We start from the raw sequence: 1,855 nt of genomic DNA on the forward strand, positions 1-1,855 counted from the left end.
CTATCTGGTCAAAGGCGGTAAGACCGGAGTTCCGGTGGGAGAGATTCAGTCGGCTTTAGGGGTGCCCGGTTCAACGCTGTCCCATCATATTACACGGCTGGTGAATGTGGGGTTGGTGGTTCAACGCCGGGAAGGCCGTACATTGTTTTGTGTACCGCAATATACGGAATTGGATGCGCTGGTCGCTTTCCTGCAAGATGAGTGTTGCATCAACGAAACGACAGACAGTGCATAAATTTTCAGTGATGAGTTGAGCAAAACAGTAAAAACGACGTCCAATGAATTGCCGCACGTGGTCTTGCATGTGCAGTTCTAGTTTGGCTTCGAGAAGGAGATGAACCATGTTGAAATGGGGTGATGTACTGGGGCTAGCCGACTACGGTAACCTGACACCTGATCATAAAGTTGTTAAAACGGATGCAGAATGGCGCGCACAATTGGCCCCGGATGAGTATCGTGTTACCCGCCAAAGTGGCACTGAACGGGCGTTTAGTTCAGAGATGTGCAGTCTGTTTCAGCCCGGTATTTATGCGTGTGTTTGCTGTGGTACTCGCTTATTTGATGCCAATGAGAAGTTTGAATCCGGTACGGGGTGGCCGTCGTTTACGCAACCACTGACGGATAATGTGATCGCCTATCATGGTGACAATTCGCTGGCGTCACGCCGCATCGAAACAGTCTGCAATACGTGTGATGCGCATTTGGGGCATGTGTTTCCTGATGGGCCAGAACCGAGTGGACTACGTTACTGCATGAACGCGGTAGCGCTCAAGAAAGTAGAAGGACAGTGAGCCATGAGTAATAGCCAAACAGAGATTGCAACCTTTGGTGGTGGGTGCTTCTGGTGTACGGAAGCGATTTTCCAAAATTTGCGCGGTGTAAAAGCGGTGGTGAGTGGGTACAGCGGCGGTCAGATTAAGAACCCATGTTACCGCGAGATATGCACCGGAACGACCGGCCATGCTGAAGTCATTCAAATAGAGTTTGATCCTGTGGTCATCAGTTATGAAGACCTGTTACGTGTTCACTTCGGCACCCATGATCCCACGACTCTGAACCAGCAAGGCGCGGATCGTGGGACGCAATACCGCAGTGTGATCTTGCCGCATGATGCACAACAGAAGGAAAGCGCAGAGAAGATCCGCACGGAAGCACAGGCTGACTTTAGTGATGCAATCGTCACGACTGTCGAGCCGTTTCAGGTGTTCTACAAAGCAGAAGAGGGACACCAGAACTACTATCAGGACAACTCTAGTGCAGGGTACTGCCAGATGGTGATCAGTCCAAAATTACAAAAGCTCCGGGCCCGTTATAGCGATAAGTTGAATACGTAAGCCATTGTGCTGTGTTGGCGCGTGAGGGCGTTCTATTGGCAACAAATAGAACGGACCCTCAGATGCAGTGGGTTGTTATTGCCATTGTTTGATCAGTAGAGACTTCACTTCTAAGTACCTCCGAGGCAACGGACGGTGTTTCTTTGTCACCATATACACAGCCTCGTTTACAGGGATCTGTAACTCGGCGCTGCGTATTTTATCTTGATACGGAAAGGCATCGAGTGACGAGTTGGGTATTACCGTGAACCCCAGTCCCTCCGAAACGGGTAGCAAAATTTGACTCAGCTGGTTGATATAACTGCTTTGTCGTAATGCGTCCATGCCTTTGAATTGATTAGGATAGTTTGATTCGAACACTTGGGTGGCGTAGTGGTGTCCGTCCGGGTGGTTCACAAATCCCAGTCGCTGTAATGTGTCCCAGTCTGCATTTGATCCTGCGGGTAACACCAGGCAGAGTCTGTCTTCGCCAATGCATTCAGAGGTCATCTCAGCGTCGTAGGCGGGCTGGGTAATAATGC

At 50.1% G+C, this 1,855-nt stretch carries 4 protein-coding genes; 3 read left to right on the forward strand and 1 reads right to left on the reverse strand.

Annotated elements, in window-relative coordinates; genetic code table 11:
• The 3 genes from ABYW01_RS20690 to msrA form a co-directional block, all read left to right on the forward strand.
• On the forward strand, nucleotides 1–235 hold a 235-nt coding region (locus ABYW01_RS20690; protein WP_372836409.1), incomplete at its 5' end, for an ArsR/SmtB family transcription factor.
• Nucleotides 236–341: 106 nt separating this feature from the next.
• The gene (gene msrB, locus ABYW01_RS20695; protein WP_372836411.1) at nucleotides 342–791 is read left to right on the forward strand and encodes a peptide-methionine (R)-S-oxide reductase MsrB; all 450 of its coding nucleotides are present in this window, start codon (nucleotides 342–344) and stop codon (nucleotides 789–791) included.
• Between the two features lie 3 nt (nucleotides 792–794).
• A complete protein-coding gene (msrA, locus tag ABYW01_RS20700; RefSeq protein ID WP_372836413.1) occupies nucleotides 795–1,334 on the forward strand; it encodes a peptide-methionine (S)-S-oxide reductase MsrA in 540 nt (179 codons plus the stop codon).
• A gap of 75 nt (nucleotides 1,335–1,409) precedes the next feature.
• Here msrA and ABYW01_RS20705 read toward each other — a convergent pair.
• Nucleotides 1,410–1,855, reverse strand: a 446-nt coding sequence (locus ABYW01_RS20705; protein ID WP_372836414.1) for a LysR substrate-binding domain-containing protein, incomplete at its 5' end; no start/stop codon positions are given.

The organism is Pontibacterium sp., assembly GCF_041587635.1.
Lineage (GTDB): Bacteria > Pseudomonadota > Gammaproteobacteria > Pseudomonadales > Balneatricaceae > Pontibacterium.